This window comes from Micromonospora sp. NPDC051300 (assembly GCF_044455315.1).
In the GTDB taxonomy this organism is placed as follows: domain Bacteria; phylum Actinomycetota; class Actinomycetes; order Mycobacteriales; family Micromonosporaceae; genus Micromonospora; species Micromonospora robiginosa.
Genome location: NZ_JBITEP010000028.1, coordinates 21679 through 47694 on the forward strand (window position 1 = coordinate 21679; position 26016 = coordinate 47694).

Annotated in this window: 26 protein-coding genes and 1 riboswitch; of the genes, 2 read left to right on the forward strand and 24 right to left on the reverse strand. The window is 74.5% G+C overall.

The annotated features are described in order from the left end of the window. Positions 1 to 82: 82 nt before the first annotated feature. From ACIA5A_RS24940 to rpe, 11 genes are all read right to left on the reverse strand, one after another. On the reverse strand, positions 83 to 556 hold the full coding sequence (locus ACIA5A_RS24940; protein ID WP_396766792.1) for a PH domain-containing protein: 474 nt from the start codon (positions 554 to 556) through the stop codon (positions 83 to 85). Then, entirely contained in the window at positions 553 to 1515 is a 963-nt protein-coding gene (locus tag ACIA5A_RS24945) for a DMT family transporter (protein WP_396766794.1), read from the reverse strand. The genes ACIA5A_RS24940 and ACIA5A_RS24945 overlap by 4 nt, the downstream gene beginning before the upstream one ends. After that, the gene (gene hisG, locus ACIA5A_RS24950) at positions 1512 to 2357 is read right to left on the reverse strand and encodes an ATP phosphoribosyltransferase (RefSeq protein WP_396766796.1); all 846 of its coding nucleotides are present in this window, start codon (positions 2355 to 2357) and stop codon (positions 1512 to 1514) included. The genes ACIA5A_RS24945 and hisG overlap by 4 nt, the downstream gene beginning before the upstream one ends. A gap of 43 nt (positions 2358 to 2400) precedes the next feature. Then, positions 2401 to 2664: a phosphoribosyl-ATP diphosphatase gene (locus tag ACIA5A_RS24955; RefSeq protein ID WP_043324932.1), complete on the reverse strand. Its 264-nt coding sequence runs from the start codon at positions 2662 to 2664 to the stop codon at positions 2401 to 2403. A gap of 635 nt (positions 2665 to 3299) precedes the next feature. After that, positions 3300 to 3797, reverse strand: coding sequence for a 6,7-dimethyl-8-ribityllumazine synthase (gene ribH, locus ACIA5A_RS24960; RefSeq protein WP_181567804.1), 498 nt, complete (start codon positions 3795 to 3797; stop codon positions 3300 to 3302). 3 nt (positions 3798 to 3800) lie between these two features. Continuing rightward, positions 3801 to 5066, reverse strand: a complete 1266-nt coding sequence (locus tag ACIA5A_RS24965; RefSeq protein WP_396766798.1) for a bifunctional 3,4-dihydroxy-2-butanone-4-phosphate synthase/GTP cyclohydrolase II — start codon at positions 5064 to 5066, stop codon at positions 3801 to 3803. After that, positions 5063 to 5761 carry a nicotinamide riboside transporter PnuC gene (pnuC, locus tag ACIA5A_RS24970; protein ID WP_396766800.1) on the reverse strand — a complete coding sequence of 233 codons (699 nt, stop codon included), beginning with the start codon at positions 5759 to 5761 and terminating at the stop codon, positions 5063 to 5065. Before pnuC ends, ACIA5A_RS24965 begins: the two co-directional genes overlap by 4 nt. Further along, positions 5758 to 6354 (reverse strand): riboflavin synthase, encoded by a 597-nt coding sequence (locus ACIA5A_RS24975; RefSeq protein WP_396766802.1) that lies wholly within the window; start codon positions 6352 to 6354, stop codon positions 5758 to 5760. Before ACIA5A_RS24975 ends, pnuC begins: the two co-directional genes overlap by 4 nt. Before the next feature lie 2 nt (positions 6355 to 6356). Continuing rightward, positions 6357 to 7418, reverse strand: a complete 1062-nt coding sequence (gene ribD / locus ACIA5A_RS24980) for a bifunctional diaminohydroxyphosphoribosylaminopyrimidine deaminase/5-amino-6-(5-phosphoribosylamino)uracil reductase RibD (RefSeq protein ID WP_396766804.1) — start codon at positions 7416 to 7418, stop codon at positions 6357 to 6359. 168 nt (positions 7419 to 7586) lie between these two features. Further along, positions 7587 to 7759: riboswitch (FMN riboswitch) on the reverse strand. Between the two features lie 81 nt (positions 7760 to 7840). Next, positions 7841 to 8797: a response regulator gene (locus tag ACIA5A_RS24985; RefSeq protein WP_278106407.1), complete on the reverse strand. Its 957-nt coding sequence runs from the start codon at positions 8795 to 8797 to the stop codon at positions 7841 to 7843. Between the two features lies 1 nt (position 8798). Continuing rightward, on the reverse strand, positions 8799 to 9479 hold the full coding sequence (gene rpe, locus ACIA5A_RS24990) for a ribulose-phosphate 3-epimerase (protein ID WP_396766806.1): 681 nt from the start codon (positions 9477 to 9479) through the stop codon (positions 8799 to 8801). A gap of 262 nt (positions 9480 to 9741) precedes the next feature. On the opposite strand from rpe, the gene ACIA5A_RS24995 reads away from it, so the two are divergent. Then, positions 9742 to 10629: a septum formation family protein gene (locus ACIA5A_RS24995; protein WP_396766808.1), complete on the forward strand. Its 888-nt coding sequence runs from the start codon at positions 9742 to 9744 to the stop codon at positions 10627 to 10629. A 109-nt stretch (positions 10630 to 10738) separates the two neighbouring features. Continuing rightward, complete coding sequence (locus ACIA5A_RS25000; RefSeq protein ID WP_396766810.1) at positions 10739 to 11629, forward strand: septum formation family protein; 891 nt, start codon at positions 10739 to 10741, stop codon at positions 11627 to 11629. 43 nt (positions 11630 to 11672) lie between these two features. On the opposite strand, the gene ACIA5A_RS25005 is transcribed toward ACIA5A_RS25000, so the two are convergent. From ACIA5A_RS25005 to pyrF, 13 genes are all read right to left on the reverse strand, one after another. Further along, complete coding sequence (locus ACIA5A_RS25005; RefSeq protein ID WP_396766812.1) at positions 11673 to 13412, reverse strand: M28 family peptidase; 1740 nt, start codon at positions 13410 to 13412, stop codon at positions 11673 to 11675. Between the two features lie 140 nt (positions 13413 to 13552). Further along, positions 13553 to 15097, reverse strand: a complete 1545-nt coding sequence (locus tag ACIA5A_RS25010) for a transcription antitermination factor NusB (RefSeq protein WP_396766814.1) — start codon at positions 15095 to 15097, stop codon at positions 13553 to 13555. Beyond that, the gene (gene fmt / locus ACIA5A_RS25015) at positions 15094 to 16020 is read right to left on the reverse strand and encodes a methionyl-tRNA formyltransferase (RefSeq protein WP_396766816.1); all 927 of its coding nucleotides are present in this window, start codon (positions 16018 to 16020) and stop codon (positions 15094 to 15096) included. Before fmt ends, ACIA5A_RS25010 begins: the two co-directional genes overlap by 4 nt. Before the next feature lie 5 nt (positions 16021 to 16025). Further along, on the reverse strand, positions 16026 to 16586 hold the full coding sequence (gene def, locus ACIA5A_RS25020) for a peptide deformylase (RefSeq protein WP_396766818.1): 561 nt from the start codon (positions 16584 to 16586) through the stop codon (positions 16026 to 16028). Positions 16587 to 16628: 42 nt separating this feature from the next. Beyond that, entirely contained in the window at positions 16629 to 17903 is a 1275-nt protein-coding gene (locus ACIA5A_RS25025) for a cytochrome P450 (protein ID WP_396766820.1), read from the reverse strand. 85 nt (positions 17904 to 17988) lie between these two features. Next, on the reverse strand, positions 17989 to 18954 hold the full coding sequence (locus tag ACIA5A_RS25030) for an AAA family ATPase (protein WP_396766822.1): 966 nt from the start codon (positions 18952 to 18954) through the stop codon (positions 17989 to 17991). A gap of 230 nt (positions 18955 to 19184) precedes the next feature. Then, positions 19185 to 21176: a primosomal protein N' gene (locus ACIA5A_RS25035; protein ID WP_396766824.1), complete on the reverse strand. Its 1992-nt coding sequence runs from the start codon at positions 21174 to 21176 to the stop codon at positions 19185 to 19187. Between the two features lie 59 nt (positions 21177 to 21235). Beyond that, positions 21236 to 22426 carry a methionine adenosyltransferase gene (metK, locus tag ACIA5A_RS25040; protein ID WP_396766826.1) on the reverse strand — a complete coding sequence of 397 codons (1191 nt, stop codon included), beginning with the start codon at positions 22424 to 22426 and terminating at the stop codon, positions 21236 to 21238. A gap of 97 nt (positions 22427 to 22523) precedes the next feature. Then, entirely contained in the window at positions 22524 to 23732 is a 1209-nt protein-coding gene (gene coaBC, locus ACIA5A_RS25045; RefSeq protein ID WP_396766828.1) for a bifunctional phosphopantothenoylcysteine decarboxylase/phosphopantothenate--cysteine ligase CoaBC, read from the reverse strand. A 14-nt stretch (positions 23733 to 23746) separates the two neighbouring features. Further along, positions 23747 to 24013: a DNA-directed RNA polymerase subunit omega gene (gene rpoZ, locus ACIA5A_RS25050; RefSeq protein ID WP_013285517.1), complete on the reverse strand. Its 267-nt coding sequence runs from the start codon at positions 24011 to 24013 to the stop codon at positions 23747 to 23749. 52 nt (positions 24014 to 24065) lie between these two features. Beyond that, the gene (locus ACIA5A_RS25055; RefSeq protein WP_396766830.1) at positions 24066 to 24599 is read right to left on the reverse strand and encodes a guanylate kinase; all 534 of its coding nucleotides are present in this window, start codon (positions 24597 to 24599) and stop codon (positions 24066 to 24068) included. A 25-nt stretch (positions 24600 to 24624) separates the two neighbouring features. Then, positions 24625 to 24942: an integration host factor, actinobacterial type gene (gene mihF / locus ACIA5A_RS25060; protein ID WP_013285515.1), complete on the reverse strand. Its 318-nt coding sequence runs from the start codon at positions 24940 to 24942 to the stop codon at positions 24625 to 24627. 177 nt (positions 24943 to 25119) lie between these two features. After that, a complete protein-coding gene (gene pyrF / locus ACIA5A_RS25065; RefSeq protein WP_396766832.1) occupies positions 25120 to 25956 on the reverse strand; it encodes an orotidine-5'-phosphate decarboxylase in 837 nt (278 codons plus the stop codon). Positions 25957 to 26016 lie beyond the last annotated feature (60 nt).

The window sequence follows — 26016 nt, forward strand, 5'->3', positions numbered from 1 at the left end:
CGCTCGTCAGGGACGGGGGCAGTCTGGTCGACTCCGCAACACTACACCCTCGGCCCAGGTCGGCCCAAACCGGGCCCGCAGGTCAGCGGGGCGTCGGGTGGCCGGCGGCGAGCGCGGCCAGGTGCGCCTGGTGCAGCCGGCGCAGGGCGCGGACCGCCTCGACCGCGCTCTCCTTGTCGGCCGCCTGCAGGGCGACCATCGGCAGCAGGTCGTCGTCGTGCAGCTCCAGGCTCGCCCACGGAGCGCCGCGGTCGAACCGGACCCCGCGGACCACCTCCCAGGGCAGCTCGTAGGAGCCGATCACGTTGCGCACCCGCACGCCCTTCGCGTCCGCGATCACCCGGGGACGGGTGAACAGCAGGAACCCGAGCGCGCCGAAGACGCCCAGCCCGACCATGGCGAACTGGTCACCACGCTGGAACGAGCCGTAGCCGTCACCGGTGGCGCCGGTCAGCGACGTCGCGACCAGGCTGAAGACGACCACCAGCGCGATCGCCGACGCCCAGCAGACCACCCGGATGCGGCGCGGCCGCACGGTCACCACGGAATCGCTCACCCGACCAGTCTGCCATCCGGTTCGCGCTCACGTTCCACCGCCACACGGGCCGGCGCGCGCCGCCGCGCCCCGGCCACCAGCACCGCCAGCAGCGTCAGCACGGCGCCGGCCAGCACCGGCAGCCGGACGCCGGGCCCGCCCGGCAGCACCAGGTCCAGCAGCAGCGCGCCGCCGAGCTGCCCGGCCACCAGCGCCAGGCCGGTCCGCAGCACCCCGGCGGCGCGTACGCCGACCAGCAGGGCGAGCACGATGCCGACGCCGAACACGCCGCCGACGTAGAGCCACCACTCGGTGGGCCAGCGCGGCTGGTCGGCCAGCGACCCGGCCAGCACCGCCACCGCGCCGATCACGGTCGTGCTGACCAGGAAGTTCACCGCCAGCCCGGCGGCCGGCCCGATGCCGGCCGCGACCCGGCCGTTGAGCGCCGACTGCAACGACACCGCCAGCCCGGCCACGACCGAGAGCAGCACCAGCCCGACCGCCAGGTCGCCGACCGGCCGGCCGAGTTGCGCGAGGGCCACCGCGCCGACGCCGAGCGCCGCGCCGGCCACCCGGGGCACGGTGAGCGGCAGCCGCCCGCCGGCGGCCAGCCCGGCCCGGTCGACGGCCAGGCCACCGAGGCTGCCGCCGGCCACCTGGGCGATGGTGAACACCGCCACCCCGAGCGCCGGCACCGCCACCGGGGCGGTCAGCACGATCACCGCGCCGCCGAGCCCGCCGAGGTAGGACCACCAGGGCAGGCCGGCACGGCGCAACCCGGCCAGCCCGGCCCGCATCGCCGGGACCACGGCCAGCCCGGCCAGCACGATCAGGCAGCCGCCCAGGTTGTTGACCACCGCGCCGAGCACCGGGTCACCGGTCCGCTCACCGAGCTTCGCGTTGACCACCCCCTGGGCGGCCGAGGCCACGCCGCCCAGGACGACCACGGCCAGCGCGGCGGGGAGCGGCAGCGGCCTCACAGCCGGCAGGCGTGGATGTTGGTGACCAGGATCGCCCGGGCGCCCAGCTCGTACAGCTCGTCCATGATCCGGTGCACGTCGTCGCGCAGCACCATGGCCTGCACCGCGACCCAGCCCTCCCGGTGCAGCGGCGAGACCGTCGGCGACTCGATGCCCGGGGTGAGCGAGCTGGCCCGGTCGAGCAGCCCGGCCGGCACGTCGTAGGCGAGCATCACGTAGCGGCGGGCCACCAGCACGCCGTGCAGCCGGCGTTCGAGCTGGCCCTGCTGGGCGCCGCCCGGCGCGCCGGACCGGCGCACCAGCACCGCCGAGGAGCGCAGCAGCGGCTCGCCGAAGACCACCAGGCCGGCCTGGCGCAGCGTGGCGCCGGTCTCCACCACGTCGGCGACCACGTCGGCCACGCCGAGGCGGATGGCGTTCTCCACCGCGCCGTCGAGCCGGATCACCTCGGCCTTGACGTCCAGCTCGGCGAGGTGGCGTTCGACCAGCCCCGGGTACGCGGTGGCGATCCGGTGCCCGCCCAGCTCCCGTACGTCGTCCACGTCCTGCGGGCGGGCGGCGAAGCGGAAGGTGGCCCGGGCGAAGGCGAGGTCCACCACCTCCTCGGCCGGCGCGCCGGAGTCGACCAGCAGGTCCCGCCCGGTGATGCCGACGTCCAGGTCGCCGGAGCCGACGTAGGTGGCGATGTCCTTGGGACGCAGGTAGAAGAACTCGATGTCGTTGGGCTCGTCCCGGCAGACCAGGTCCTTCGGGTCGGTGCGCTGGCGGTAGCCCGCCTCACGCAGCATCTGGGCCGCCTTCTCGGCCAGGGCGCCCTTGTTGGGTACGGCGACACGCAGCATGGAAGTGCTCCTTCGTTCGATCGGATGATCAGCGGACGGGCACTCACAGATGTCGGTAGACGTCCTTCAGCTCGAGACCGGTGGCCAGCATCAGCACCTGCGCCTGGTAGAGCAGCTGGGAGATCTCCTCCGCGGCCCGCTCCGGGCCCTCGTGCTCGGCGGCCATCCACGACTCGGCCGCCTCCTCGACGACCTTCTTGCCGATGAAGTGCACACCCTTGGCGAGCGCGTCGACCGTGCCCGAGCCCGGGGTGCCGGCGGCGGCCTTGGCCTGCAGCTCGGCGAACAACTCCTCGAACGTCTTCACAAAAGGCGATTCTTCCAGCCACCCCGGGTGCGCCCGTCGACCGGGTCCGCCCGCGTCGCCCACCTCACCACCCGTCCTCCCCGAACGCCCCGCCACCAATCACCGCGCCCCCGACAGCACCCTGACCACCACCGACCATCCACAACGCGACCCACCGCCGTCCGCCGACGCCGCCCCCAGGTGCCATTTCCGAACGAACAGCCGCCGCTGGGCCTCCTGCCCACGCCGCCTGTCAAGCTGACCTCACCGACGACACACCCGGCCCGCTCCGTCGATCATGAACTTGGCGGCACTCCGCGTCCGATTTGTCACCGCCAACTTCATGATCAACCCTCTCTCCCGCCCGCCGGGAGCGTGATCAAGGGGTTTGTGTCGGCGGGGAGATCGACTCCGACGCGAACTCCTTGATCGCCCGCCTGCTCCCACCCGGCGGCTTCGGTCGGGGCGCAGGGGGCGGCGAGTCGTGAGCTGACGAGGTGACCCGGACGCGGGCTGAGTCGTCTGTGCTGTCAGCTCCAAAGGCAGCGCGGACAGGAGTGCCGCCGGTGCTCGGGAGAGGCGGTGGCGTGCGCCGACCCGATCCCGCACGAGTAGGCACGGCACGGACAGGCGCGAGCAGGCGCGAGCGGGCGGGGTCAGGCGAAGCCGACGCGGTGGGCGTTGGCGGCGTCCAGGCCGCGGATCGCCAGCGCGGCCTCCAGCGCCGCCACCGTGGCCGCCCAGCCCTTGTCCTCGGCCGAGCCGGGCAGCCCGGCCCGGTCCCGGGCCTGCTCGATGGTGTCCACGGTCAGCACGCCGTGCGCCACCGGCTTGCCCTCGTCCAGCGCCACCCGGGTCAGCCCCTCGGTCACCGACTGGCACACGTAGTCGAAGTGCGCGGTCGCGCCGCGCACCACCACGCCGAGCGCGACCACCACGTCGAAGCGCCGGGCCATCGCCTGGGCCACCACCGGCAGCTCCACCGAACCGGCCACCCGGGCCACCACGGCCCGCGCCCCGCACGCCTGCGCGGCGGCCACCGCGCGCTCGGCCATGTGGTCGGTCAGCTCGCCGTGCCAGCGCGCGGCCACCACTCCGACGGTCAGCCCGGCCGCGTCCACCGCGGGCGCGCCCGGCTCCCCGAAACCCGCCATCTCCTACGCTCCGATCTCGTCACCGGCCACCGGCCGCCCCATCGGCGCCTCGGTCACCTCGTCCAGCCCCTCCAGGAGGTGACCCATCCGGTCCCGCTTGGTGCGCAGGTAGCGCGCGTTCTCCGGGTTGGACCGCACGGGCAGCCCCTCCCGGCCGGTCACGGTGAGCCCGTAGCCCTCCAGGCCGGCCCGCTTGGCCGGGTTGTTGGTCAGCAGCCGCATCGAGCGGACGCCGAGGTCGTACAGAATCTGCGCGCCGGTGCCGTAGTCGCGGGCGTCGGCCGGCAGGCCCAGGTCGAGGTTCGCGTCCACGGTGTCGCGGCCCTGGTCCTGCAACTGGTACGCCTGCAGCTTGTGCAGCAGGCCGATGCCGCGGCCCTCGTGCCCGCGCACGTAGAGCACCACCCCGCGCCCCTCCTGCGCGACCCGGGCCAGCGACGCCTGCAACTGCGGGCCGCAGTCGCAGCGCAGCGACCCGAACACGTCCCCGGTGAGGCACTCGGAGTGCACCCGGACCAGCACGTCGCGCCCGTCGCCGAGGTCACCGAAGACCAGCGCGACGTGCTCGGCCGAGTCGTGCTCGGCCCGGTAGCCGTACGCCCGGAACACGCCGTACGGGGTGGGCATCCGCGCCTCGGCGGCCAGCTCGACCTGCTTCTCGGTGCGGCGGCGGTAGGCGATCAGGTCGGCGATGGTGATCAGCGTGAGGCCGTGCTCGGCGCAGAACTTCTCCAGGTCCGGCAGGCGCATCATGGTGCCGTCGTCGTTGACCAGCTCGCAGAGCACGCCGGCCGGGCGCAGGCCGGCCAGCCGGGTCAGGTCCACCGCCGCCTCGGTGTGCCCGGGGCGGCGCAGCACCCCGCCCGCGCGGGCTCGCAGCGGCACCACGTGGCCCGGGCGGGCCAGGTCGGTCGGGTCGGTGCCGGCGTCGGCGAGCAGCCGGATGGTGTGCGACCGGTCGGCGGCCGAGATGCCGGTGCTGACCCCCTCGCGGGCGTCCACCGTCACGGTGTACGCGGTGCCGCGCCGGTCCTGGTTGGTGTGGTGCATCGGCGGCAGGTCGAGCCGGTCGCACTCGTCCTCGGTCAGCGGCACGCAGATGTAGCCGGAGGTGTGGCGGACCATGAACGCCACCAGTTCCGGGGTGGCCAGCTCGGCCGCGAAGATCAGGTCCCCCTCGTTCTCCCGGTCCTCGTCGTCGACCACGACGACGGGCCGGCCGGCGGCGATGTCCGCCACCGCCTGCTCGATCGAGCCGAAGGTGCTCATGCCACGACCTCCGAGTACGTCGCCGGGATCCGGGTGCGCGCGGCCGTGGCCGCCCGCGAGGTGCGCCACCAGCTGAGGAAACCGGCCGCGCAGAACGCGCCGTAGACCAGGTACATGGCGGCCGAGGGGTAGAAGCCGCCGCGCAGCAGCAGCGGCACGCCGACCGCGTCGACGGCGATCCAGACCAGCCAGAACTCCACCCAGCCCCGGGCCATGCCGTAGGTGGCGAGCAGGCTGCCGACCAGGATCCAGGCGTCCGGCAGCGGCCCCCAGGACCCGAGCGCGGCGAGCGCCGGGTAGGCGGCTGCGGTGCCCACGGCCGCGACGACGAGCAGGCCCAGCCGCTCCCGCCAGGTGGCCCAGCGCGGCACCACCGCGGGCTCCGCGCCCCCGCCGGAGCGGCGGTTGCGCGACCAGCGCCACCAGCCGTAGACGCTCACCGCGAAGAAGAAGACCTGCCGGCCGGCCTGGCCGTAGAGGTCGTGCGCCTGCGGGGTGGCGAAGACGCCGCCGAGGAACACGGTGAACAGCAGCCCGTTGCCGATCATGCCGACCGGCCAGGCCCAGACCACCCGGCGCAGCCCGAGCAGCGCCGAGGCGAGCCCGAAGACGTTGCCGACGATCTCCCGGACCAGCACCGGCGAGCCGGCGACGTGCACCTGGGCGTCGAGCAGCCAGCCGAGCGGGCCCGTCATCGCGCGCCGCCCATCAGCCGCTCGACGTACTTGGCCAGCACGTCGACCTCCAGGTTGACCGGGTCGCCGACCTGCTTCGTGCCGAGCACGGTGAGCTTCAGGGTGGTCGGGATGAGCCCGACGGAGAACCAGTCGTCGCCCACCTCGGCGACGGTCAGCGACACGCCGTCGACGGTGATCGAGCCCTTCTCCACCACGTAGCGGGCCAGCTCGGCGGGCAGCCGGAACCGGACCGTCTCCCACTGCGCGGCCGGCTCCCGCGCGACGACCTCGCCGACGCCGTCGACGTGGCCCTGCACCAGGTGCCCGCCGAGGCGGCTGTTCAGCGCGGCGGCCCGCTCCAGGTTGACCGGGTCGCCGGGGCGCAACGCCCCGAGCGCGGTGCGGCGCAGCGTCTCGCCCATCACGTCGGCGGTGAAGACGCCCCCGTCGACGTCGACCACGGTCAGGCAGACCCCGTTGACCGCGATGGAGTCGCCGTGCCGGGCGTCCGAGGTGACGAGCGGGCCACGGATGGCGACAAGCGCCGAGTCGTCTCCGGTCTCGGTGCTCCGGACGATCTCGCCCAGTTCCTCGACGATGCCGGTGAACATGTTCAGGCCTCCCTCTTCCGGGGCAGCGCGGTGATCCGCAGGTCGGGGCCGACCGGCGTAACGTCGGTGATCTCCAGGTCGATGGCGTCGGCGATGGTCGTCACGCCCGCGTCGAGCAACGCGGTGGGGCCGGCGCCGAGCAGCTTCGGCGCGACGTAGCCGACGATCCGATCGACCAGGCCGGCGGCGAGGAACGCGCCGGCCAGCGTGGGGCCGCCCTCCAGCAGCGCGGCCCGCACGCCGCGGTGGTGCAGCTCGGCCAGCAGCGCCGCCAGGTCGACCCGGCCGTCCGGGCCGGCGCCGACCTCCGCGGCGGTCGCCACCCAGGTGCGCGCCGCGCCGTCGCGGACCCGGGCGTCGGCCGGGGTACGCCCCGAGCTGTCCACCACCACCCGCAGCGGCTGCCGGATGGCCAGCGTGCCGTCGCGCAGGTTGCGGGCGGTGAGCCGGGGGTCGTCGGCGAGCACGGTGCCCACCCCGGCGAGGACCGCGTCGACGGTGCCGCGCAGCGCGTGCACGTCGGTGCGGGCCGCCTCCGAGGTGATCCACATGCTGGTGCCGTCGGCGGCGGCGGAGCGCCCGTCGAGCGTGGCCGCGTACTTCCAGATCACGTACGGCCAGCCCCGGCGCATCGAGGTGAGCCAGGCGACGTTGCCGGCCTCGGCCTCCTCGCCGCGTACCCCGAGGGTCACCCGGACCCCGGCGGCGCGCAGGGTGGCCGCGCCGCCGGACGCCACCGGGTTGGGGTCAGGCACGGCGACCACGACGTGGGCCACCCCGGCGGCGATGAGCGCGTGACTGCAGGGGCCGGTGCGGCCGGTGTGGTCGCAGGGCTCCAGGGTGACCACCGCGGTGCCGCCCCGGGCCCGCGTGCCGGCCTGCGCCAGCGCGACGATCTCGGCGTGCGGCCCGCCCGCGTACGCGTGGAAGCCCTCGCCGACGACCTCGCCGTCGGCGTCCAGCAGCAGGCAGCCGACGACCGGGTTGGGGCTGGTGGCGCCGAGGCCGCGGGCGGCCAGCTCGACGGCGCGACGCATCGCCTCGTCGACGGAGACGCTCGCCATGACCTGCCCTGCCCTCCCGCTCGCCGGTCACGCGCGGGCGGGTCGGGAAGCAGCGGCACGGGGCCGCGGACACGCGGCGGCGGAGAACCCGGGAACGGCACGGCCGCCCCGAGGAGCCCACGCGGCGGCTGAGGGTGCTCAGCGGCCGACAGGGGCCTCCCCCGTTCCGCGCGCTGTCTCCCATCCGGACTTTCTGGGGGCGGACGAGCCGCACCCCAACCGTCGGCCCCGGATTCTCACCAGGTCCACCGTCCGGCCGAAGCCGTCCGGGTCGCGGGCTTACCACGGTCGGACCGTGGATCACCGCCGGTTCGGAATTTCACCGAGCCCCGCCAGCGCGTGGTGGGTACCCCGGAAGTCTTACACGTTCCGCGGCGACGCGCGCCACAGAGGCGAGCTACCTCACAGCCACGGGCGGTCGATCAGGTGACGCCACGGCGGCGGTCGACCGCCACGTACGACCCGGGTTGGCTCTTGGCCACCGTCTTCATCTCGGAGGCCACGGCGATCGCCTCCAGCGGGTCGGTGAACCGCTTGCCGCTGTCGGACAGCGACACGCCGATCGAGAGGGTGACCAGCGCGGCCCGGCGGATGTTGCCGCGCCGGTCCTTCAGCTCGACGAAGCCGCGCTCCCGGTCGGTGGGGTCGTAGAGCGTGTCGGCGGCGTTCTCGAAGTCGACCACCGCGCGGCTGGTCAGCGGTCGGACCTGGGTCGGCGCGCAGACGATGACGAAGTCGTCGCCGCCGACGTGGCCGAGGAAGGCCGGCGGCAGCCCGATCGACACCACGGCCCGGTGCAGGCTGCGGGCCAGCGCGGAGATGAACTCGTCGCCGCGGACGAAGCCGTACCGGTCGTTGACGCTCTTGAACCGGTCGATGTCGACGTAGCCGACGGCGTAGTCGACGCCGCTGCGCACCCGGTCGCTGATCTCCCGCCGGATGCGGCTGTTGCCGGGCAGGCCGGTCAGCGGGGAGACCTCCCGGAACTCCTTGTTGCGGCGCAACGTGGAGCTGACCCGGGCGACCAGCTCGGCGGTGTCGAACGGCTTGACCAGGTAGTCGTCCGCGCCCGCGCTGAGGCCGTTGACCTTGTCGGAGGTCATCCCCTTGGCGGTCAGCATGATCACCGGCAGCGCCGAGGTCATCGGGTCGGCACGCAGCCGGCGGGTCAGCTCCAGGCCGTCCACCCGGGGCATCATCAGGTCGACCACGGCCAGGTCCGGCCGTTGCCGCTCGATCACCTCCAACGCCTCTTGGCCGTCGGCGGCGTGCAGCACCTCGAAGCCGTGCAGGCGCAGGTTGAACTCGACGAAGCGGGCGATGTCCTCGTCGTCGTCGACGACCAGGATGACGTCGGGTCGGTCGCCGGCCGGGTCCATCTCAGGCCCCGGTCATCGCACGTTCCGCCAGGCCCCGCAGGCGGCGTACCGCCTCGGCCGGGTCGTCGGCGCCGTAGACCGCGGTGCCGGCGACGAACGCGTCGGCGCCGGCGGCGGCGGCCTGCTCGATGGTGTCGGCGGCGATGCCGCCGTCGACCTCGATGCGCAGCTCCAGGTGGCCGCTGTCGACGTGCCGGCGGGCGGCGCGCACCTTGTCCAGCAGCGGCGGCAGGAACCGCTGGCCGCCGAAGCCGGCCTTGATCGTCATGATCAGCAGCGTGTCGAAGCTGGGCAGCAGGTCCAGGTAGGGCTCGATCGGGGTGTCCCGGTCGATCGCCAGCCCGGCCTTCGCCCCGGCCGAGCGCAGGTCCTTCGCCAGCGCCACCGGGTCGTCGCACGCCTCGGCGTGGAACGTGACGTTGTACGCGCCCGCGTCGGCGTAGCCGGGGGCCCAGCGTCGCGGGTCCTCGATCATGAGGTGCACGTCGAACGGCAGCTCGGTGGCCGCGAGCAGGCTCTGCACCACCGGCAGGCCGATGGTCAGGTTGGGGACGAAGTGGTTGTCCATGACGTCCACGTGCAGCCAGTCGGCGGCGGACTCCACGGCGCGGACCTCGTCGGCGAGGCGGGCGAAATCGGCGGCCAGGATGCTGGGCGCGACGACGGGCGGCGGTACGGTCACCGGGTCAGTGTACGAACGCGGCCACACCCCGGACGCGGCGCGGCACCACACGGTACGGGTGGTGACTCTTCCGTCACCGCGGGTGCAGCGTCGGCCCGTCCGGACCGGAAATCGACACGAATAGTCGTCCGGTACTGGCCGATCGACTGAAAGATGGCGAAACTCCTACAGGGACGGTCACATATGCTGCACGCCCGGGCGCGGGGGACGCCGCTCGGGCTCGCGGCGACCGGCTGCCATCTCTCCGGCGAAGGAGCGGACGATGCGACGGTGGCTCCACGCGCTCGCGCTGGCCGGCACGGTGACCGCGGTGCTCGCCGGCTGCGTGCAGACGCACCGGGCCGACGGTGACCTCGTCGACGACTGGGCCGCGTTGCCGGCGCCCCGGCTGTTCGTCCCGGCCACCGACGCGTGCCTGCCCCGGCTGACCGCGGTGGTGCAGGCGGCCACGTACGAGACGGTGGACTGCGCGCGCAGCCACCTCGCCGAGGCGGTCCACGTCGGCACGTTCACCGGGCCGGCGGCGCTCGGCGCCCGTCCCGAACCGGGCTCGCCGGAGCTGCGCACCGCCCGGGCCGAGTGCGACCAGCGGGCCCGGGAGATGATCGGCGGCGACTGGCACGCCGCCCGGCTCACCCTGAACATCGCGCTGCCGCCGGCGACCGCCTGGCTGTCCGGCGCCCGCTGGTTCCGCTGCGACCTGGCCGAGACCGACAGCATCGACAACACCCGGCCGGTCAACCGGGTGGGCAGCCTGCGCGGCGCGCTGGTCGGCGACAACCCGCTGGTGCACCGCTGCTTCGACCCGAAACTGATCGGCGCGAACCTCAACTACATGGCCCCGGTGCTGTGCACCGAACCGCACCGGGCCGAGTTCGTCGGCGTCTACGCCGAAGCCGACATGAGCTGGGCGCAGTTCGCCCGGGCCGCGCCGGCGGCACACCGGCGGTGCATGAGGCTGATCGCCGCGTTCGCCAACGTGCCGGACAACGCCGAGCTGCCCTACCGGGCCGGGTCCATCTTCTATCCGCCGTCGCAGCGCGAGTGGGAGGAGGGCGACCGGGGCGTGCGGTGTTTCCTGTGGAGCGACGACCGCAAACTGACCCGCTCGATGCGGGGCGCCGGCCCGGAGGGACTGCCCGTCATCTGACGCCGGCCGCCGCCGACGTGGGACCGCGTCAGGCCCCCGGTGCCGTATGCTGCGTCGCCGAGGCGTACCGGTCGGCCGGGCGGCTCCGGACGGCGGGAGGTCGGTCGCGATGCGGCGATGGTGGGCGGCGGTCGCCGCGGGCGCGGTGACGGTGCTGGCGCTCGGCGGCTGCAGCGCGCCGGCCGGGGTCGATCGCGACCTGACCGACGAGTGGCCCGCCCTCGCCGCCCCGGAGGGCTTCGTGCCCGAGGCCGACGTCTGCCACCCCACCGTCGCCGACGTGGGCTACCTCAGCGGTTACCAGCCGGTCGACTGCGCCACGTCGCACCGGGTCGAGACGTTGCACGTCGGCACGCTCACCGGCCCGGACGCCGGGCGGTCGGCGCCGCCGCGGGCCGGCTCGACCGGCATCCGCAGCGCGCACGCCGAGTGCGCCCGGCAGGTGACCCGGGCGGTCGGCGCGGACTGGCGCTCCGGGCGCCTGCAGCTCTCCGTGGTGTTCCCCTCGGCGCTGGCCTGGTCCGGCGGCGCCCGCTGGTACCGCTGCGACGTCGCCGAGGTCAACGGTCTGGACGAGGGGAACGTCACCGCCCGCACCGGCAGCCTGCGCGGCGCCCTCAAGCCCGGCTCGCCGCTGGCGCTGGCCTGCTTCAACCCGAAGCTGAGCAAGGACGAGGTGCAGGCGATGCGGCCGGTCGCCTGCACCACGAGGCACCACGCCGAGTTCGTCGGGATCTACCAGGCGCCCGACATCAGCTACGCCGAGTTCCAGCGCACCTCGCTGCGGGCGCACAAGGCGTGCCGGGGCCTGATCGCGAAGTACGCCAAGGTGCCGAACGACCGGAACATGCAGTACCGGGCCGGCACGATCATCTACCACCCGTTCGAGCAGCAGTGGCGCGACGGCGACCGGGGCGTGCAGTGCTTCCTCTGGGTGTCCGAGCGGACGCTCACCCGCTCCGTCCGCGGCGCCGGCGGCAGGGCGCTGCCGATCACCTGAGCCCCACGGCGGGGCGGGCGTCGGCCCGCCCCGCCGGGTGCGCTCAGCCGACCTGCAACGTCACGTCGTCGACGACGAAGCTGGTCTGCAGCGAGGCGTCCTCGACGCCGGTCCACTTGAGCGTGACCGTCTGGCCGGCGTAGCCGGCGAGGTTGAAGGTGCGCTGGGTGTAGCCGGTGGCCTTGTTCAGGTTCGAGTACGTCGCCAGCGTGGTCGACCCGACCTGCACGGTCAGCTTGTCGTACGCGGTCGTGGTGGTGGTCTCGGCCGAGTCGACGTGCAGCCAGAACGACAGCGTGTAGCTGGTGCAGCCGGCCGGCAGGGTCACCGACTGGGACAGCGTGTCGGTGTGCGACGAGCCGTAGCCGTCCATCCAGGCCTTGTAGGTGCCGGTGCGGGCCGCCTGGCCGGAGTCGCTGGTGATCACCCCGGAGCTGGCGGTCCACGACGCGGCGCCGGACTCGAAGCCGCCGTTGGCGACGAGCTGCCCGCCGGTGCAGCCGCCGCTGCCGCCGGTCACGGTCAGCGTGTAGCTGGCGGTGCGGGTGGCCGAGCCGGTCCCGGTGACGGTGACGGTGAACGTGCCGGTGGTCGCGGTGGACGAGGCGCTGACCGTCATGGTGGCGGAGCCGCCCGAGGTGACCGACGACGGGCTGAAGCCGATAGTGACCCCGCTCGGCGCCCCGCTGGCCGACAGCGTGACGGTCTGGGCGCTGCCGGCCGTGGTGGCGGTGCTGACCGTGGCGGTGGTGGAGCCGCCCCGCGCGACGCTGCCGGAGGTGGGGCTCACCGCGACCGAGAAGTCGTTGGTCGGGGTGCCGCCGCCGACCGCGAGCGCCCAGATCGCGTACGCCACGCCGTCCGCGCTGCGGTTGAGCACCGTCGTGTTGATGTTGCTGGTGGTGTCGCAGGAGCGGTGGTAGCAGCCGTCGTACGCCGCGCCCGAGGTACCGCCCCACTTGGCGGCCTGCGCCGCGGTCTTGGTGTAGCTGGCGCCGGCCGCGTAGCCGGAGGTCTGGATGCCGGCGTTGGCGAACGAGTAGTCGTCGGAGCGGCCCTGGCCCTCGGTGTTCTCCTCCGGCTGGATGCCGAACGAGTCCCAGTACGCCTTGAGCGGCGCGGCGGTGGCCGAGGTGATCCGGTTGATGAAGTAGCCGCCGTTGGGCGAGCCCACCATGTCGAAGTTGTAGTAGCCCTTGATGTAGCCCCGCTGGGTGGTGCTGAGCTGGTTGACGTAGTGCTTGGAGCCCTGCAGCCCCTGCTCCTCGCCGTTCCACCAGGCGAACCGGACCCGCTTGGTCATGGTCGGGTTCTGCGCGGCCAGCACCAGCGCGTTCTCCAGCAGCGTGGCCGAGCCGGAGCCGTTGTCGTTGATGCCGGGCCCGGCGGAGACGCTGTCCAGGTGGGCGCCGAACATGACCACCTGGTCGGCCGGGCCCTGGGGCCACTCGGCGATCAGGTTGCTGCCCGGGTAGGTGCAGGTGGTGCAGTTCTGCTCGCTGACCGTGTAGCCGGCGGCCTGGAGCTTGCCCTTGACGTAGCTGACCGACGCGGCGTAACCGGCCGAGCCGGCCCGCCGGTTGCCGCCGTTGCTGCTGGCGATGGAGTTGAGCTGGGTGAGGTGGGCCTGGACGTTGGTCAGGGAGACGTCCGGAGCGGCGAGCGTGGCGGCGGGGGCGGCCGCCGGGGCGGGAGCGGCGGAGGCGGTGCCGGCCAGGCTCGCCGTCGTCAGGGTGGCGACGAGGGCGAGCGCGAGGCTCATGGTCGGCGTGCTGCGTCTCATGGAGACTCCTCGGGGGAACGCGGGGGTGACGGACCGTTGGACCGGTGATCGGAACAGTTACATGTATCGATCGCACAGTCAACGGGGTGTCACATCCCGCGAACCCCCTCCCCCGCGAGGGATGCACCCGACCCCTCGGGTCAGCCCCTGCGCAACACCGCCAGGAACATCGCGTCGGTGCCGTGCCGATGCGGCCAGAGCTGCACCGTCGGCCCGTCACCCAGCCCCGGCATGCCGGCCGGCAGCAGCGCCCGGGCGTCCACGAAGTCCACCGGGAAGCCGCACCGCCGGGACGCCTCGGTCACCGTCACGTGCGTCTCCACCACGTGCGGCGAACACGTCACGTACGCGACCAGGCCGCCCGGGCGGACCGCCCGCAACGCGGCAGTCAACAGCTCCCGCTGCAACCGGGTCAACGGCGGCAGGTCCGACGGCTGACGCCGCCAGCGCGACTCCGGCCGCCGCCGCAGCGAGCCCAGCCCGGTGCACGGCGCGTCGACGAGCACCCGGTCGAAGTGCCCCTCCGGCACCTTCGGCTCGTCGCCCACACTGCGCCCGTCGGCGTGCACCACCGTCACCGGCAGGCCCCGGGTCGCCCGCTCGACCAACCGGGCCCGGTGCTCGGCCACCTCCACCGCGGTCAGCCGCGCCCCCCGCGTCGCGGCCAGCGCGCCGAGCAGGCCCGCCTTGCCGCCCGGGCCGGCGCACAGGTCCAACCACCGGCCGTCCGGGCCGTCCAGCGGCGCGTGCGCCAGCGCGTCCGCGACCAGTTGCGAGCCCTCGTCCTGCACGTGCGCCCGGCCGTCGGCCACCGCCGCCAGCTCACCGGGCGCGCCACCCGGCAGGTAGACCGCGTACGGCGAGAACGCGCCGGGCGCGCCGCCCACCTCGTCGGCCAGCTCCACCGCGTCGGCCAGACCGGGGCGGGCACACAGGTGCACCGGCGGCCGCTCGTTGTCCTCGATGAGCAGGCGGGTGGTCTCCCCCAGGTCACCGCCGAGCGCCTCGGCGAACGCCCGCACGATCCACTGCGGATGGCTGAACGCCAACGCGAGCCGGCCGATCGGGTCGGTCGCCTCGTCCGGGGCGAGCTTCGCCACCCAGGCGTCGGCGTCCCGGCCGGCGATCTCCCGCAGCACCGCGTTCGCGAACCCGGTCGCGCCCGGACCCACCGAGCGGACCAGGTCCACGGTGGACGACACCGCCGCGTGCGCCGGCACCCTCGTGTGCAGCAACTGGTAGGCGCCCAGCCGCAGCGCGTCGCGCACCGGCGGGTCGATCCGCTGCACGTCCCGGCCCGCCGCGTCGGTGACGATCGCGTCCAGCGTGCCGGTGTGCCGCAGCGTGCCGTAGGTCAGCTCGGTGGCGAACGCGGCGTCCCGGCCGCTCAGCCCCGCCTCGCGCAGCATCGCCGGCAACACCAGGTTGGCGTACGCGTCGTCGCGGTGCACCGCCGCGAGCGCCTCGTACGCGACGTGCCGGGGCAGGTCCACGGCCGGCCGGCTCGGACGCGACCCGCCCCGCCGGTCGCCGCCGAACCGGTCACCACCGCGCCGGTCCGCGCCGGGGCGGTCGCCACGCCGGCGGTCCCCGCCGAAACGCTCGTCCGAGCGCCGGCGGTCGCCGTGCTCACGCGCGTACCCCCGGGGCCGCTCGCCCTCGACGGGCCGCTCCGGGCCCGTCACGAGAAAGCCTCCCCGGCGGCGACCCGGGCGCCGCGCGCCCAGTCGCCTGCCGACATGGCCTTCTTGCCGGCCGCGCGCACCTCGCCGAGCCGCACCGGCCCGGTCGCCGTGCCCACCAGCACCTGGGACTTCTCCACCAGCAGCTCGCCCGGCTTCAGCTCGGGGCCGTTGGCCAGCGGGGTGACCGGGCCGAGCTTGACCCGGTCGTCGCGGAACGTGGTCCACGGGCCGGGCGCGGGCGTGCAGGCCCGGATCCGCCGATCCACCGCGAACGCCGGGTCGCCCCAGCGCACCCGGGCGTCCTCCACGGTCAGCTTCGGCGCCGGCGAGACCCCGTCGGCCGGCTGTGGCTCGGCCCGGCCGGTGCCGTCGCCGATCGCGTCGAGCACCGCGACCAGCAGGCCGGCGCCCGAGTGGGCCAGCCGTTCCAGCAGGTCGCCGGAGGTGTCGGCGGGCCGGATCTCGTCGGTGACCGTGCCGAAGACCGGGCCGGTGTCCAGCCCCTCCTCCAGTTGGAAGACGCTGGCGCCGGTCAGCTCGTCGCCGTGCAGCACGGCGTGCTGCACCGGGGCCGCGCCCCGCCAGGCGGGCAGCAGCGAGAAGTGCAGGTTGATCCAGCCGTGCGTGGGGATCTCCAGCACCACCGGTGGCACCAGCGCGCCGTAGGCGACCACCGGCACGCAGTCCGGCGCGAGCGCGCGCAGCCGGTCGAGGAACTCGGGCTCACGCGGGCGGGCCGGGGTGAGCACCTCGACGCCGTGCGCGTCGGCCCACGCGCCGACCGGCGAGCGGAGCAGCCCCCGACCGCGACCGGCCGGCGCGTCGGGACGGGTGACCACGGCGAGCAGCTCGTGGCCGGAGGCGGCGATCGCGTCCAGGGCCGGTACGGCGACCGCCGGCGTGCCGGCGAAGACCAGGCGCATCCGGGTCACCGCCCCAGACCGAACGGGTTGCTGACCGGGTGCGGGCTGAGCTTGACCGTGGGCGGGGCGCCCTGGTCGTACCACTCGGCCTGGCGGATCGCCTTCATGGCCGCCTTGCGGCCGGCCGGGTCGAGCCGGTCGACGAAGAGCACCCCGTCCAGGTGGTCGGTCTCGTGCTGCAGGCAGCGGGCCATCAGCCCGGTGCCGACGATCTGCATCGGGTCGCCGTGGGCGCTGAAGCCCTTGGCAATCACGTTCTGCCGGCGCTTGGTGTCGAAGTAGAGGCCGGGGATGGACAGGCAGCCCTCCGGGCCGTCCTGCTCCTCCTCGTCGGGGAACTCCAGCACCGGGTTGACCAGGTGGCCGAGCATGTCGTCGACGTCGAAGGTGAACACCCGCAGGCCCACCCCGAGCTGGGGCGCGGCCAGACCGGCGCCGCTCTGCTCGCGCATCGTGTCGGTCAGGTCGGCGATCAGCTTGCGCAGCTCGGCGTCGAAGTCGACAACCGGGTCGGCCGGCGTGCGCAGCACCGGATCGCCGAACAGACGGATGGGCTGGACGGTCACGCGGCGTGGCTCCTTGTCTGGGACGGCTGGTGCGCCCCCAGTCTACGGAGTGCGGCCCGCCGCCCCCGGTGGCGTACCGGGAACGGTGACCGGGGCCGCCTCCCGGCCGACGCTGACCGGCAGCGTCGCGTAACCACGCAGGGTGAGTCGGGCCCGCCGCTCGGGCGTGCCGGCCACCGCCAGCTCGGGCAGCCGGCGCAGCAGCAGCGGGAACGCCACCTGGGCCTCCAGCCGGGCCAGCGCCGCGCCGAGGCAGTAGTGCGGCCCGGCGCCGAAGGACAGCGGGTGGACCTGTGGGCGCCAGGGGTCGAAGCGGGCCGGCTCCGGATGGCGGCGGGGATCCCGGTTGGCCGCGCCGAGCATCACGATGACCCAGCTCTCCGCCGGCAGGTCGACGCCGCCGTGCCGCGACGGCGCGGTGCTCATCCGCGAGGTGAGCTGCACCGGCGAGTCGTAGCGCAGCAGCTCGTCGGTGCATCCGGGGGCGAACTCCGGGTGCTCGCGCAGCGCCGCCGCCGCCCGGGGGTGGTCGAGCAACGTCACCAGCCCGTTGCCGAGCAGGTTGGTGGTGGTCTCGAAGCCGGCCACCAGCAGCACGATCAGGTTGGCCAGCAGCTCGTCGCCGGAGAGCCGCTCGCCGCCGGAGTCGTGGGCCTGCACCAGCGCGGTGGTCAGGTCGTCGGCCGGCGCGCGGCGGCGGGCCGCCACCAGCTCGGTGACGTAGGCCCGCAGCTCACCCGCGCCCCGGTCGGCCACGGCCAGCTCGTCCATGGTGATCTCCGGCTCCAGCACACCGGTCAGGTCGGTGGCCCAGCGTCGGAACAGCGACCGGTCGGCCGCCGGCACGCCGAGCAGCGCGCAGATCACCCCGACCGGCAGCGGGTAGGCGAACGCGGCCATGAAGTCGACAGGCGTCCCGTCCCGGCCGGCGGCCAGCATCGCGTCGACCAACTCGTCGGCCTGCGCCTCGACCACGCCCCGCATGGCGGCGATGCGGCGCGGGCTGAACGCGCCGGCGGCCAGCCGCCGCATCCGGCTGTGGTCGGGCGGATTGGTGCGCAGCATCGACCGGGAGATCGACAGCACCGCCTGGCTCTCCCGCCAGCCGGGCATGAACTGGTCGCGCAGGCTGTCGTCCATCACCCCGAACCGGGCGTCCCGCAGGATGGCGTCGGCCTCGGCGTGGCCGGTCACCGCGTAGAAGACCGGACCGGCCTGGACCACCGGGCCGTGCGCCCGCAGCCGCTCGTAGGTCGGGTAGGGGTCGATCCGACCCGCGGGGGACATCAGCAGCGCGAGGGCGTCGGCGGGATCCACGGTCGGCCTCCCCAGGCATCGGAGACCCCCATCATGCTTCGCCGCACCGGATCGGGCGATCCCGTCGCGGCGCGGGGGCGGCCGGTCAGGCGCCGGCGCCCGGCTCCCCGGCGAGCACCGTGCCGCCACCGAGCAGGGCGTGCTCGGGCAGCGGCAGCGCGATCCCGTGCGCGTCCTCCCAGTCGTGGATCAGGCCCGGCCGGGCCTGTGCGGCGAAGAGGTCCACCGCGCTCATCCCGCCGACCACCGGCTCGTCGACCTCGGCGACCAGCCGGGCGGCGATCATCGGGACGCCGCCGCGCACCGCCGCGCTGAGCCGCCGGTGCCCGTCCACCACGAAGAAGTACTCGCCGGTGTAGCCGATGCTCAGCGGCTCCCCCGCCTCGTCGCCGCCGTGCTCCTGGTCCCAGGAGCCGCGCAGCGTGGCGACGTCCTCGGTCGGGTAGACCCGGGTCGGGTCGAGCAGGAGCAGCGGCTGGCCGGCGCGCAGCACGTCGGCGCCGAGGCGGCCCTCGTAGACGTCGACCACGTGCTCGATCACCTGCTGCGGGGTGGCCCGGGTGGTGTCGCAGATCAGGTCGTAGTTGCGCAACCGGGCCTTGTCGACGCCGTAGCGGACGATGAAGCGGTTGCGCTCGCTCTCGCTGCGCTCGCGCAGCTTGGCCCGCGCCTCCTCCAGCGAGGTGTAGCTCTCGGCCGGGCCGGACGGACGGGCCAGCACCCGCCGGGCCGCCTCGGTCGGCTCGGTGATCATGTGCACCTTGAGCGCGTCGGTGAAGAAGTGCCAGGCCAGGCGCGAGTCCATCACCAGCGACTCGCCGGAGGCGGCGATGTCGCGCTGGAGCTGGTCGACGTAGCCGTCGACGGCCTGGTCCAGCTCGGCGTGCAGGTTGAGCTGGAGCGCGGTCATCTGCCGCTCCTGCGCCATCTGGCGGTAGAGGTCGCCGACGCTGACCCGGCGCAGCCCGAGCCGCTTGGCGATCTCGACGGAAACGGTGCTCTTGCCGCTGCCGAGGTCACCGTTGAAGACGATCGACTGACGAACGGTCACGACTGGTCCACCCCTGCTCACCGGCTGACTGACGACATCGAATCCGTGTGGCCCGACGTGCCCTGAGCACCCGTCGCGCCGCATCCCGCGCGGAAATCCCGCACGCCTGGGCATGACGGGCGATGCTATCACCGCGCGCTACCCAATTGCCGGACCAGGTGTGCGGCAAACCCCAGGTCACGACCGTGCGCGAGGGTCCGGGTGCGCTGGGTCACGATCTCCGGACCCGATCAGAACAGGCTGAGCGGATCCACCTGGAGCCGGACCGGATCGACGGCCTTGCGGGCGCTGCGTTGCCCGGCGGCGGCGTGCAACGCGTCCGCGAGCGCGGCGGCCCGGGCCCGCGGCACCCGCACCAGCATCCGCTCCCGGCCCTCGTCGGCCGGCACCGGGCCGAGCACCTCGGCGTCGTCCGGCAGCCGGGCGCCGGCCAGCAGGTCGGCCACCGCCTCGGCCGCGCCGGTGACGCTCGCCATCCGGACCGCCGGCGGGAAGCCCAGCTCGCGGCGCTCGGCCAGCTCCCGGGCCGCGAACCAGGCCGCGTCCCAGCGCAGCAGCGCCTGCACCGGGGCCAGCGCGCCGTCGGCGACCACCACCACCCGGCCACCTGCCGCGCCGGGCCGGGCCAGCGCCGCCCCGGCCAGCCAGCGACGCAACGCCTCCTCCCCGGCCCGCAGGTCGGCCCGGGTGAGCAGCGCCCACGAGTCGAGCAGCAGCACCGCGCCGTAGCCGCCCTCGGCGACCGGCTCGGCGCCCGGGGTGGCGATCACCAGGCCGGCGCCGCCGGGCACGCCGGCCAGCACCTCCTCGCGCCCGGACGTCCGCACCGGCACCCCCGGGAAGGCCCGGCCCAGCTCCTCCGCGGTACGCCGGGCGCCGGTGACCGAGGCGCGCAGCCGCCGCCCGCCGCACTGCGGGCAGGCGTACGCGGCGGCGACCCGGCCGCACCACCGGCAGGCGGGTGTCCCCTGGGCGGACGGCAGGCCGAGCGGACCGGCGCAGTGCGGGCAGCGGGCCGGGGTCCGGCAGTCGGCGCAGGCCACCGAGGGCAGGTAGCCGCGCCGGGGCACCTGCACCAGCACCGGCAGGTCGGCGCGGAGCGCGTCCCGGGCGGTGGTCCAGGCCAGGCTGGGGAGCCGGGCGGAGGCCGCGCCGGGGTCCCGGGCCAACTGCGGGTCGTCCCCGGTGGGTGCCATCGCCGGCATCCGCTCCCGCACCGTGGCCCGGTCGGCGACCACCTCCCGGGCCCAGCCGGTCTCCACGAGCAGTTGCGCCTCGGCGGTCCGGGCGTAGCCGCCGACCAGGGCGGCCGCGCCGGTGAGCTGCGCCCGGGTGAGCAGCACGTCACGGGCGTGCGGATAGGGCGCCCGGGGCTCGGCGTGCAGGTCGTCCCCGTCGTCCCAGACCGCCACCAGGCCGAGCCGCTCGACCGGGGCGAACATGGCCGCCCGGGTGCCGATCACCACCGGCACCTCGCCGCGCCGGGCGGCCAGGAACGCCCGGTAGCGGCGGGCCGGCCCGGCGGCGGCGGCCAGGCAGGCGTGCCGCCCCGGGCCGAGGACCGCGGTCAGGGCGGCGTCGAGGCGGTCCAGGTCCCGGGCGTCGGCCACCACGACCACCGCGCCCCGGCCGCCGGCCACGGTCGCGGCCACCGCGTCGGCGTACCTGTCGGCCCAGTCCTCCCCCGGCAGCGCGGACCACACGGCGCGCGGCGCGCGGCCGTCGGCGAGCGCGCGCAGCAGCGCCGGCCCGGCCGGATAGTCCCGCCAGCCGCGCGGGTCGAGAGGCGCCGGAGCACCGCCGGCCGGTGCCGGGACGGCGGTGGCCGGCTCGGCGGCGGTGGCCGGCTCCGCGTCCGTGACGGCGGGCCCCGTGGCGGGGTCGGGCTCCACGTCGGTGGCGGTGGCGGACTTCTCGGCGCGGGCGTGCCGCGGCGGCACGGCCAGCCGGAGCACGTCGGCCAGGCTGCCCGCGTAGCGGTCGGCGACCGCCCGGGCCAGCCGGGCCACCTCCGGCGACAGCACCGGGACCGGGGAGACGACCTTCTCCAGGTACGCGAGCTTCGGGTGGTCGGACTCGGCGACGCGCTCCAGCAGCCAGCCGTCGACGAGCTGCCCGGCGAAGCGGACCTTCACCCGGACCCCGGGCCGGGCGTCGGCGTCCAGCGCCTCCGGGACCAGGTAGTCGAACGGGCGGTCGAGGTGCGGCAGCGGCACGTCCACGCAGACGCGAGCGACCGGCGACCCCTCGGCGGGTCGCCGGTCGCGGCGCGTGGCGGTGGTCAGGCTCCCGCGGCCGACTTGAGGTCGGCGGCCCGGTCGGTGTTCTCCCAGGTCAGCTCCGGCAGCTCGCGGCCGAAGTGGCCGTAGGCGGCGGTCTGCCGGTAGATCGGGCGCAGCAGGTGCAGGTCCCGGATGATCGCGGCCGGGCGCAGGTCGAACACCTCGGCCACGGCCTTCTCGATCGAGGCCACCGGCACCGTCTCGGTGCCGAACGTCTCGATGAACAGGCTCACCGGGTGCGCCTTGCCGATCGCGTACGCGACCTGCGCCTCGCACCGCTCGGCCAGGCCGGCGGCGACCACGTTCTTCGCCACCCAGCGCATCGCGTACGCGGCCGACCGGTCCACCTTCGACGGGTCCTTGCCGGAGAACGCCCCGCCACCGTGCCGGGCGTAGCCGCCGTAGGTGTCCACGATGATCTTCCGACCGGTCAGGCCGGCGTCACCCATCGGGCCGCCGATCTCGAACCGCCCGGTCGGGTTCACCAGCAGCCGGTAGCCCTCGGTGTCCAGACCGAGGCCCTCCAGCTCCGGCGCGATCACGTGCTCGCGCACGTCCGGCGTGAGCAGCGACTCCAGCGAGATGTCCGCCGCGTGCTGGCTGGACACCACCACCGTGTTCAGCCGCACCGGGCGCAGCCCGTCGTACTCGATGGTCACCTGCGTCTTGCCGTCCGGCCGCAGGTAGGGGATCGTGCCGTCCTTGCGCACCTGCGACAGCCGCCGCGCCAGGCGGTGCGCCAGCGCGATCGGCAGCGGCATCAGCTCCGGGGTCTCGGAGCACGCGAAGCCGAACATCATCCCCTGGTCGCCCGCGCCCTGCGCGTCCAGCGCGCTCTCCGAGCCGCCGGTACGCAGCTCGAACGCGTTGTCCACGCCCTGCGCGATGTCCGGCGACTGGGCGCCGATGGAGACGCTGACCCCGCAGGAGGCGCCGTCGAAGCCCTTCTTCGACGAGTCGTAGCCGATGCCGAGGATCGTCTCCCGCACGATCGTCGGGATGTCGGCGTACGCCTTCGTGGTGACCTCGCCGGCGACGTGCACCTGCCCGGTGGTGATCATCGTCTCCACCGCGACGCGGCTGTGCGGGTCCTGGTCGAGCAACGCGTCGAGAATGCCGTCGCTGATCTGGTCGGCGATCTTGTCCGGGTGGCCCTCCGTGACCGATTCGGACGTGAAGAGACGTGTCACGGCACTCCTAAGCATGTGAAGACTTTTAAAGGTCGCTCGGCGGCAGTTTAGTCGTCCGCGCTGGCGCGTGGCTCAAGGAATGCTTGTCGACCAACCGTCAGGACGGCGGGCCCAGTCGAGCGACCACGAGGTCCCAGACGGCGTCGGCCAGGGCCTCCTTGGGCTGTTCGGCGAAGCGGTGCACGGCGCCGTCGGCGCCGATCACGGTGGCCGCGTTGGTCTCCGCGCCGAAGACCTTGTCGACGCCCACCTCGTTGACCACGATCAGGTCGGCGCGCTTGCGGGCCAGCTTGGCCCGGCCGTTGGCCTCGGCGTCGTCGGTCTCCGCGGCGAACACCACGAGCACCTGCCCGCTCCGACGGTGCCGGCCCAGCTCGGCGGCGATGTCCGGGTTGGTGACCAGCTCGATGGTCGGCGCGACACCGTCGTCCGACTTCTTGATCTTACCGGTGGCGTAGCTGGCCGGACGGAAGTCGGCGGGCGCGGCGGCCATCACCACCGCGTCCGCGTCGGCGGCCGCCGCCAGCGTGGCGGCGCGCAGCTCCTCGGTGGTGCCCACCCGGACCAGGTCCACCCCGGCCGGGTCGGCGAGCGCCACGTTCGCCGAGACGACAGTCACCCGCGCGCCCCGCGCCACGGCGGCGCGGGCGAACGCGTACCCCTGCTTGCCGGAGGAGCGGTTGCCCAGGAAGCGGACCGGGTCGAGCGGCTCGCGGGTGCCGCCGGCGGTGACCACCACGTGCCGGCCGGTCAGGTCGGCCGGGGCGGCGACGCCCCGGGCCAGCGCCCGGCGGGCGACCGCGAAGATCTCGGCCGGGTCGGGCAACCGGCCCTTGCCGGAGTCCTGCCCGGTGAGCCGGCCGACCGCCGGCTCGATCACGCGGACGCCGCGGGAGCGCAGCGTGGCGACGTTGGCCACGGTGGCCGGGTGCTCCCACATCTCGGTGTGCATGGCCGGGGCCAGCACGACCGGGCAGCGCGCGGTCAGCAACGTGTTGGTGAGCAGGTCGTCGGCGAGGCCGTGGGCGGCCTTGGCGAGCAGGTCGGCGGTGGCCGGCGCGACCACGACCAGGTCGGCGTGCTGCCCGAGCCGCACGTGCGGCACCTCGTGCACGTCGGACCAGACGTCGTCGGCGACCGGCCGGCCGGAGAGCGCCGACCATGTCGGCGCCCCGACGAAGCGGAGCGCCGAGGCGGTCGGCACGACCCGGACCCGGTGACCCGACTCGGTGAAGAGCCGGAGCAGCTCACACGCCTTGTAGGCGGCGATGCCGCCGCCGACCCCGAGGACGATCTCGGCGGGCATCGGCGCGGGCGCGGTTACGGCTGGTCGGTCGGCTCGGCGGTGAGCAGGCCCGCGTTGATCTCGCGCATGGCGATGGAGAGCGGCTTCTCCTGGGGGGTGGTCTCCACGAGCGGGCCGACGTACTCCAGGAGGCCCTCACCGAGCTGGCTGTAGTAGGCGTTGACCTGACGGGCCCGCTTGGCGGCGAAGATCACCAGCGCGTACTTCGAGGTGGTCTTCTCGAGCAGCTCGTCGATCGGCGGGTTGGTGATGCCCTCGGGGTTGGTGGCGATGGATCCCACGAAATTTGACCTCTGCGTCTCGTGCGCCGCCGCGCGGGCGGTCGGTGGCCGCTCAACCGCTCACGGGCGGTCGGGCCGGAGCCAGGACTGACGAACCGATCAATCCTACCAGTTCCGCCACGGCGCGCTCGGTGCGGTCGTGCGTCACGGCGTGTGCGAACGCGTCCGCGACGACCGGATCCGCCCGGTACGCCGGCGGCGCGAGCAGCACCAGCCGGGCCTGCGGCACGGCGGCCCGCACGGCGAGCGCGCCGGCGAGGTCGATCGGCAACAGCACCGGCCGCCCCTCGGCGAGCCGGGTCCGCACGCCCGCGCGGGGCACCCCCCGGCGGTACGGCCCGATCCGGCACCACTCCAGCAGCCCGTCCGCGTCGACCAGCCGGTCGAAGCCGGCCGGGTCGAGGAAGAGCCGGTCCACGCCGTGGCGCTCGCCCGGACGTGGCGGGCGGGTGGTGGCGACCACCGGCACCCACACCGACGCGAGACGCGCCCGGACCTGCTCGACGACACCGCCCCGGCCGGCCCCGGAAGGGCCGGACAGGACGGTGAGCCGAGCCGCCGAGCGCGCCTCGTCATCCGTGCTCACCGCTTGTTTCTACACGGTGGGCCGTTCAGTTGGCGGCGAACTCACCCAGCAGCGCCTTGCGCTGCTGCTCGCCGAGGCCGCGCAGGCGACGGCTGTCGGCGATCTTGAGCTTCTCCATGATCTGGGTGGCCCGGATCTTGCCGATGCCCGGCATCGCCTGGAGCACCGCCGAAACCTTCAGCTTGCCCACGACGTCGTCGGACTCGGCCCGCTCAAGGACGGTGGCGAGGGTGGTCTTGCCCTGCTTGAGCTGCTCCTTCAGCTCAGCGCGGGCCTTGCGGATCTCCGCAGCCTTCTCCAGCGCGGCAGCGCGCTGCTCGGGGGTCAGTGACGGGAGCGGCACCAGTTCTCCTCAGGTCCCTAGTACGGCGGGCGGAGCCCCACCGCAGCTGTGAAACGTGGTGTCGCTGGCAACCAAAGGGGTCCGTGGTTCCCAGCGCGGGGAAAACTAGCGGTCAACGGAGCTTTCGGCAACGTGGACGCGCGATGATCAACGTAAAGTGACCGAGCCGTCAGTCAGTCAGGCGGTGGCCAGCGCGGCCCGGCACTCGGCCAGCACCCGCTCGGTGGCGGCCCGCAGGGCGTCCGGTTCCGGCCCCGCGCCCAGCACCTCCCGGGAGTACGACGGCAGCACCGACGGGAGCGCGGCGCCGAACACCGTACGGAGCCCGGCGGGGGTGCCGCCCTGCGCGCCCAGGCCCGGGGCGAGCAGCGGACCGTTGACCGCGCCGAGGTCGTGACCGGTCTCACCGATCGTCGCGCCGACCACCAGACCGAAGCTGCCGAGCGGCTCCGCACCCCGGTTGAGCTGGGAAATCTCGTCGATCACGGTCTGCGCGACGGTGCGCCCGTCGGCACCGACGGCACGCTGCACACCGGCGCCCTCGGGGTTCGAGGTGAGCGCCAGGACGAACACCCCGCCACCGTGCTCGGCGGCCGTGGAGATCATCGGCGCGAGCGAACCTACTCCCAGGTAGGGGCTCGCGGTGATCGCGTCGACATACAGCGGACTGGATGGATCAAGGTACGCCGAGGCGTACGCGCGGACCGTCGAACCGATGTCGCCACGCTTGACGTCGAGGAGAACGAGCGCGCCCCCATTTCGCAACTGTCGGATAGTTGACTCAAGCACGCCCACCCCGCGCGCGCCGAAGCGCTCGAAGAACGCCGACTGCGGCTTGACCACGGCCACCCGGTCGCCGACCGCCTCCACCACGATGCGGCAGAACCGCTCCAGCCCCTCGACGTCGTCGGGCAGTCCCCAGTCGGCCAGCAACCCGGGATGCGGGTCGATCCCCACGCAGAGCGGTCCCCGCTCCGCCACCGCCCGGTGCAGGCGTACCCCGAACGTCTCCATCGCCTCTCTCTTCCTCTCCCGGCGGCGCGGCCGCCTCCGTGCCCCGCGACGGACCCTCCG